Genomic DNA, 7,594 nt, shown 5'->3' with positions numbered 1-7,594 from the left:
TCACGCATACGAAAGAACCGCACCTCCGATCATCGAATCTGAATTTCTTCAGTCCAACAATCGGGGTGCGGTTCACAAGTTTGAACTGCGGGCTTCTCCCCTATCTGCAGTAAAACCGGATTATTCGGCTTCCGAATCGTTTTCAGGCGTCTCTTCGGCTTCCGAATCCTCGTCACCGCCTAGCTCAACGGTGGCTTCCACTTCAGGTTCGTCCTGCGGGGCCGTGTGTTCGAGCACTTCTTCCTGATTCGCGTCGTCATCCACGGTATTGGCTTCGATATCGGCTTCGGAGGCTTCCTCCTCATCGTTCGGATTGTTGCTTTCGTCCACTGACAACCGTTCGATCAGTTCGACGGAACTGCGCTCGTCACGCGGAGCCTGCGCGATGATGTCGATATGAAGATCATCGAAGGCCGGCTTCGACTGCACCCACAGATGCGACGGTTCCGGAGGCTCGATCTCGGAATGCTCGCCACAGCCATGGTCGATGGACACGACACGACCGTCATCAGGACTCCACTTGTTGGCGCACACGCCGAACAGGAGGTTCAGCTCGCCTTTCAGGGGAATGAAGAATCCGCACGTCGAGCACGGATTGCCATCCGACGTCTTGGTGGACAACGACTTCGGTCCACGTGGCCCCTCATACCAACGTTTCGCGGTCTGGGAACGTCCCAAAGACGTAAGCACGTGTCGGCGGGACAGGTCGAATTCCTCAACCGCCTCGTCGATATCCTCTTCGGAAGTCACCGATGCTGCAGCGCTCTCGCCTTGCGAGCCGGCAGCCCCGTCAGCGTCCGTCTCGGCATTATCGCTGGCATTCGTCGTTTCGGCAGACTCCGCATCGGAAGAAACGTTTTCGCCCGTCTCAGCAGGTTCCGTCTTACGGAACCCCTCCTCCATACGGGGATCGTCGGGATCGGTGCCGATCGAATCGGTCACCGCCAAGTCGGTCGGTTCGAGACGATCCTTCCACGGAATCCATTCCGGTGGACGCAACGCCTTGTCGGTAGGCACCAACGACGACTCATTGACCGTCCAATGATCCAACTCGACATCGTGATACAACGTCACCGACCACTGCCATCCCTCATACCCGCGCACGCGAGTTTCGAAACGAAAATCAGTGACGTTGTCTCCCAAATCGATGGCTTCGACGAAGTCGCCGACCTGACTATCCTCATCGGCGACTTCAATGGCCGCCGCTTGAGCGATCGCCCTGGGATCCATTGTGGTATCGGACATGAATTATTCCTGTACGTCGAAGTTGTCGGCCACGGCACGCATCAGCGTGGCCAGTTTCTTGCTTTCGGCCGGCGACGGGTAATGATGTCGGCGCAGTTGGTTTCCGGCGGAATCCAGAAGCTTGATGAGATCCTCCACGATGGCGGCCATATCATCCGGCTTCGGTCGCGTCGCCTTGACCAGAGACGGAGCGGACGCGACGAGCGTAAGGCCCATCGCCTGCGGGCCACGGCGGCCCTCCACCACGGAATACTCGACCTTTGCGCCCTTACGCAACGTCTTCACGCCCTCCGGCAGGGCAGCTGCAGGCAGGAACACATCGGCGCCCTGCTCGTTCTGAATAAAACCATAGCCTTTGTTCGCATCGAACCAACGAACGCGTCCGCTAGGCATTGTCACCTCACTCTTACGTAATCCACATACCTTCGGGCAAGCGAAAGAAAACCGCTCACCGATTACAAATCAAAGATACAGTTTAGCGCAAGAGGTGGGATATATACCATCTCTTGCGCCAATAACCGTCAAATCAGGCCTTTTCAGGCGTTTGCATCACTGCTTTTTCGACCTGCGGCCCCACTTGTCACCCTTGCGTTCGTCACTGGCCTGCGTCAACGGACGCGGCTCCACCGGAGCCACCGGAAGCACCACCGTCAATGTCAAGCCGGTTCCCTCGCTGCCGGAAGCGCAGATGAAACCGTGATGCGCCTTGACCACGGATTGCGCGATCGCCATGCCAAGGCCGGTGCCGCCCTTCTGCCGAGCTCGGGACGGGTCAGCCGTATAGAAACGTTCGAAAATCTTTGAACGCGCCTCGGCCGGAACGCCGGGACCATGATCGCTGAAGCGAACGATCGCATAGTTCATACCCACCTGCATCGACTGCCCGACTTCGATGGCTTCGACCAAGTGACGCAGCGACTGCTCGTTCGACGGCATGCGAGACAACGACTCCGGGCTGATGGAAGCCGGCAACACGCCCATCGAAACCTCCACCGACGAATCGGCCGGCGTATAGCGGTGGATATTGCCAACGATATTGGTCACCACCTGACGCAACCTTGAAGCATCGCCCGTCAGCGTAATATCCGGCATCTGCCCCGGTTGGAACGTCAACCTCGCGGGATTGTTCATATCTTGCCCTGGCTGCAGCACCACCTGGCCGCAGGTGATGCCACGATTCGGATCAAGCGCATGCAAATCGTCGGCAGCGTCCTTCACCACGGAAGTGAGCTTCACCTGCTGGGTGATATCGATGCCACGACCTTCGTCAAGACGCGCCAAAGAAAGCAGATCCTCCACCAACACCGTCATACGCGCGCTGGACGCCTCGATATGCGCGATGGACTCGTCGGCACGCTCCAACGCCCCCGGCATGTCACGCTGCATTTTGTAGAGTTCCGCGTAACCATGAATCGCAGCAAGCGGGGTACGCAATTCATGACTGGCGTCGGAAACGAACCGCTTCATCTTCTCAGTCGTTTCCTCCTGCGCGTGGAAGCTTTCCTCAATGCGCGTCAGCATGGCGTTCAACGACATGGACAGCGAACCGACTTCCGTGTTCTCCGGCAAGTCGGGAACGCGCTGGCTCAAATCCCCTGCCGCGATCTTCGCCGCGGTCTTTTCGATACGTTTCAACGGAGCAAGCGTGCTTTGCACGACGATGGTGCCGAGGATGACGCCGATCAGCACCACTGCGATGCCGACCATGGCGCAGAACCGCGTCAACGTGTTCGCGGTGTCAATCTGGTCGCTGAGAGACAATCCGATGAACACGACGCCACTGTTTTTGACTTCACCGGTTTTGCTTTTCTCGCTCCAGGGCAACGCCACTACACGCCATGGCGACTGCGCGGCCTGCATGATGGAATGATCTGGCATCCGACTGGTGGTGACATGCACCACCGCCTGCGTGGTGAACGGCTCTCCTAGCGTAACCCCATCGATACTGCCGTCGGAGGGCAGGCTCGGCTCGGATACCACGCCCTCCCGAAGCATGGGCACCGATCCCGCTCCCGTACGCCTGTATTCGCTGTCACGTACCTCAACATAGTACGTGTTCACCAAGCTCCTGCCATCTTCGCTTGTAGTGCTGTCCAGCGAATCCATGCTATTGAAGATCATCTGCGCCTGATTCACCAACTGATTGTCGGTTTTCTGCAGCAGATAATTGCTTACAAGTGTACGAATGGAAAAGGAAATACCAATGGTGCCAATGGTGAGCAGCACAATGATGCAGGTGACCAGCTTGGTACTCAGTGGAATGGCCTGCACCTTCCTGCCGATCCGCCGACGCAAGGGCACACGTTGCGGACACGGCTGGGCGGCGTTCTTCTGCGCGTTCTGCGGGTCAGCTGACGGCTGACGGATATCCTGACTCATCGTAGGAACCGTTTAGTTCTTCGGCGCGCGAATCATGTAGCCGATGCCACGCTTCGTTTCGATGAGTGGAGCCACTTTGCGCTTCTCGCCGTTCTCATCCTCAACCGTAAGGCCGTCGACCTTCTTACGCAGGTAGGAAATATACGATTCAACGATCGCAGCGTCTCCGCCCCAATCATACTGCCACACGTGATCCAGAATCTGCGCTTTCGAAAGCACACGTCCCTCGTTATCCATCAGATAACGAAGCAGCTTGTATTCGGTGGGGCTTAAGTCGATCGGCTGGCCGGCGCGGGACACGTCATGCGAATCCTCGTTGATTTCCAGATCGGCGACGCGAATGATCGGATCGTCTTCAACCTGCTCCTGGGTACGGCGCAGGATGGCGCGGATTCTCGCGACAACCTCCTCAAGACTGAACGGCTTGGTCACGTAATCATCGCCACCCACGGTCAGGCCCATGACTTTATCTTGCGTATCGTCACGAGCCGTCAGATACAGCACCGGCGTGGTGATGCCCTCTTGACGAATGCGACGAGTCACCGTAAAGCCGTCGATATCCGGGAGCATCACGTCAAGCACGATCAAATCAGGCTGTATTTTTTCGATAACCTCGATGGCCTCGGATCCCGAAGCCGCGGTATTCACTTCAAAACCGGCGAAATGCAGGGACGCCACCAGCAGTTCGCGGATGGACGGTTCGTCATCAACAACGACAATGGATGCTTCAATAGGCTTGCTCATGCCTTAAGCATCACTCTTTTCACTGGATGTTTCCTGAACGGATTCTGAATCTTCCTTTGGCGTCGGTTCCTTATCAGGCGCATCAGCGAACGGCTCGTCATCAACGCTCCACGCCTTCACCGGCTCGGAACGCATGGTAACCACGGCATGCCTCCCCGCATGCTTACGGACCTTACGCTTGATGACGCCACGTTTGCGCAGAATATGGAACACCACCATAATCACAATCAGCAACACCAATACGGCGATCATGCCGCCAACACCCAACAGCACCGTCTGCGACGACGTCGAGGTCTTCTTCTGCACTACGATCTGATCCATCATATCGGTCGCGGACTTCGACCAATTCGGGGTGCTTTCCATCAGAGGTTTCTGCGCGGCATCGGAAAGCGCATCGACGGTCGACTTCTTTTTCAGCCATTCGTCGGAATTCGATGACACGGCAACCACCAGATTGCCGTCATTCGAAGCGACCGCCAACAACACCGTATTCGGCTTCGGATCAAGCGATTCCAACAATGCGCTCGCCCATTTCGCAGGTTTTTCGTCGCTGTTGAAGCTCGCCAGATACAGCAGACGCACGGAAACCCCGGTTTCCTGCTTCGTTTTGCTGATGGCGTCCGTGATTTCAGCGACATTCGATCCGAGCAGATTCTGGGTGTCAGTGATGTTTTCAGTAGCCGTGATGCCGGTGCCGGTACCCTCATCCGCATTGCCGACGGGAGTTATCCACATCATCGCAGTACAGCACAATATCATGGCAAGAAGCGCACAAAGCGCTTCGTTCCAACGATTTTTAAAGTTTTTCCCCTGTTGCGACACGCCGGTAGGGCACGAATTCGGCCATCCTCCGACCACAACCCTGGTTTTTTCGTTCATCGCGTTCACTCTTGCCATACAGTCCACATTACCGTTCGGATGCGTCAAGCATGAGGAACGGCGAAAACCATCATACAAAACGTAGCAACGAAAGGATCATCATGGCACAGTATCAGGTGGACAGCGAACAGATTCAATCCTCAAGCGCGGCAGTGAACGCCTCCATCCAAGCGATTCGTCAATCGGTGCAAGGTATGTACGCCAATCTCAACAATCTGCAAAGCGTTTGGCGCGGCGGAGCCGCCACGCAATTCAATGCGGTGGCGGAACAATGGCGGGCAGCCCAGCAGCAGATGGAGCAGTCGCTTGAATCGATTCAACATGCGCTTTCGCAAGCGTCCATGCTCTATTCGGAAACCGAAATGCAGGCGTCGCGTCTGTTCGCGCAGTAGCGGCAGATGCTTCCGATACGGTCAAAGCAGTAGCAGGCACAAAGAGAAGCGGAGCCCGCCTCCACCTTGGGAAGCGGGCTCCGCTGATAGCTTTTCGCTTATGCCGTTAGGCTTTGCCGAACCTTTGGATCAGTAGCCCATGTCAGCACCAGCGGCCGGAGCGGCTGCCGGCGGTTCCGGCTTGTTGGCCACAACAGCCTCGGTGGTCAGGAACAGACCAGCGATGGAAGCTGCGTTCTGCAGAGCGGAACGGGTGACCTTGACCGGGTCGGTGACACCGGCAGCCAGCAGGTCCTCGTACTCGTTGGTTGCAGCGTTCAGGCCCTGGCCGTCAGGCAGGGAACGGACCTTGTCGATCACCACATCGCCAGACAGGCCAGCGTTCTCGGCGATCTGCTTGATCGGAGCTTCGATGGCGCGGAACACGATCGCCGCACCGGTTGCCTCGTCGCCTTCGAGCTTGACGTCGTTCTCGGCCTTGGCAGCAGCCTGAACCAGAGCGACACCGCCGCCCGGCAGCAGGCCTTCTTCGATGGCCGCCTTGGCGTTGCGCACGGCATCTTCGATGCGGTGCTTGCGTTCCTTGGCCTCGACTTCGGTAGCAGCGCCAACCTTGATGACGGCAACGCCGCCAGCCAGCTTGGCCAGACGCTCCTGCAGCTTCTCGCGATCGTAATCGGAATCGGTGTTGGCGATTTCGGCACGAATCTGGGCCACGCGGGCAGCCACGTCTTCCTTGGAGCCGCCGCCGGCCACGATGGTGGTCTCATCCTTGGAGACGATGACCTTCTTGGCGGTGCCGAGCACGGACATGTCGACGGAGTCGAGCTTGAGACCCAGTTCGTCGGACACGACCTGTGCGCCGGTCAGAATGGCCATATCCTGCAGCATGGCCTTGCGGCGGTCACCGAAGCCCGGAGCCTTGACGGCGCAGGACTTGAAGGTGCCGCGGATGTTGTTCAGGATCAGGGTCGGCAGAGCCTCGCCGTCGACGTCCTCGGCGATGATCAGCAGCGGCTTGCCGGTCTTCATGACCAGTTCGGCGATGTGCACGACGTCCTGCTGGGAGCTCACCTTGCCGGAGGTCAGCAGGATGTACGGCTCTTCAAGCACTGCGGTCTGATCTTCGGCGTTGGTCACGAAGTACGGGGCGATGTAGCCCTTGTCGAAACGCATGCCTTCGGTGAAGTCCAGATCCAAGCCGAAACGGTTGTTGTCTTCAACGGTCACAACACCATCCTGACCGACCTTGTCCAGCGCTTCGGCGATCTTCTCGCCGACTTCCGGATCGGCTGCGGAAATCGTTGCGGTGGCAGCAATCTGGTCCTTGGTCTCAACATCCTTGGCAGCTGCGATAAGCTCCTTGACGATAGCCTCAGAAGCCTTCTCGATACCACGACGCAGAGCGATCGGGTTGGAACCGGCGGTGACGTTCTTCAGGCCTTCGTGCACCAGGGACTGTGCGAGCACGGTTGCGGTGGTGGTGCCGTCGCCAGCGACGTCGTCGGTCTTCTTGGCGACTTCCTTGACCAGTTCGGCGCCGATGCGCTCGTACGGGTCATCCAAGTCGATTTCCTTGGCGATGGAAACGCCATCGTTAGTGATGGTCGGAGCGCCGTAGGTCTTGTCGAGAACCACGTTGCGGCCCTTCGGACCGAGGGTGACCTTGACGGTGTCAGCGAGCTTGTCGAGACCCGCGAGCATTCCCTGACGAGCTTCGTCGTCGTATGCAATGATCTTTGCCATTGTTCCTCCACATATGGCTACACGGTATTATTCCCACTTTCGAAGCGAAGAACGCACCAGCCGTCAGCTGCCAGTTATCACTCTCACTCCTCGAGTGCTAATTGGCAGATTAGCACTCTCAGGACGAGAGTGCCAAACTCAATGTCGATGGTTGCGCTGTAAGCAAGAAACCAAACCTCATAAAAAACGCCATAATCATTGGAATTTCA

At 57.5% G+C, this 7,594-nt stretch carries 7 protein-coding genes; 1 reads left to right on the top strand and 6 read right to left on the bottom strand.

The genetic code is table 11. The annotated features are described in order from the left end of the window. Nucleotides 1-120: 120 nt before the first annotated feature. The 5 genes from WMO36_RS07115 to WMO36_RS07095 form a co-directional block, all read right to left on the bottom strand. Entirely contained in the window at nt 121-1,245 is a 1,125-nt protein-coding gene (locus WMO36_RS07115) for a DUF3027 domain-containing protein (RefSeq protein WP_144171472.1), read from the bottom strand. 3 nt (nt 1,246-1,248) lie between these two features. Continuing rightward, entirely contained in the window at nt 1,249-1,638 is a 390-nt protein-coding gene (locus tag WMO36_RS07110) for a cold-shock protein (RefSeq protein WP_003836539.1), read from the bottom strand. Nucleotides 1,639-1,794: 156 nt separating this feature from the next. Then, entirely contained in the window at nt 1,795-3,624 is a 1,830-nt protein-coding gene (locus WMO36_RS07105; protein ID WP_099570774.1) for a HAMP domain-containing sensor histidine kinase, read from the bottom strand. A 12-nt stretch (nt 3,625-3,636) separates the two neighbouring features. Beyond that, a complete protein-coding gene (locus WMO36_RS07100; protein ID WP_003836535.1) occupies nt 3,637-4,368 on the bottom strand; it encodes a response regulator transcription factor in 732 nt (243 codons plus the stop codon). A 3-nt stretch (nt 4,369-4,371) separates the two neighbouring features. Next, a complete protein-coding gene (locus WMO36_RS07095; RefSeq protein WP_250778818.1) occupies nt 4,372-5,265 on the bottom strand; it encodes a TPM domain-containing protein in 894 nt (297 codons plus the stop codon). An 83-nt stretch (nt 5,266-5,348) separates the two neighbouring features. On the opposite strand from WMO36_RS07095, the gene WMO36_RS07090 reads away from it, so the two are divergent. Next, a complete protein-coding gene (locus tag WMO36_RS07090) occupies nt 5,349-5,639 on the top strand; it encodes a WXG100 family type VII secretion target (RefSeq protein WP_003836531.1) in 291 nt (96 codons plus the stop codon). 129 nt (nt 5,640-5,768) lie between these two features. On the opposite strand, the gene groL is transcribed toward WMO36_RS07090, so the two are convergent. Further along, nucleotides 5,769-7,385, bottom strand: a complete 1,617-nt coding sequence (gene groL, locus WMO36_RS07085; RefSeq protein ID WP_099570776.1) for a chaperonin GroEL — start codon at nt 7,383-7,385, stop codon at nt 5,769-5,771. Between the last annotated feature and the right edge of the window lie 209 nt (nt 7,386-7,594).

Origin of the sequence: Bifidobacterium hominis, assembly GCF_040095915.1 — a bacterium.
GTDB lineage: Bacteria > Actinomycetota > Actinomycetes > Actinomycetales > Bifidobacteriaceae > Bifidobacterium > Bifidobacterium hominis.
The sequence above is the reverse complement of the archived record's forward strand: the minus strand, read 5'-3'. Positions and strand labels throughout refer to the sequence as shown.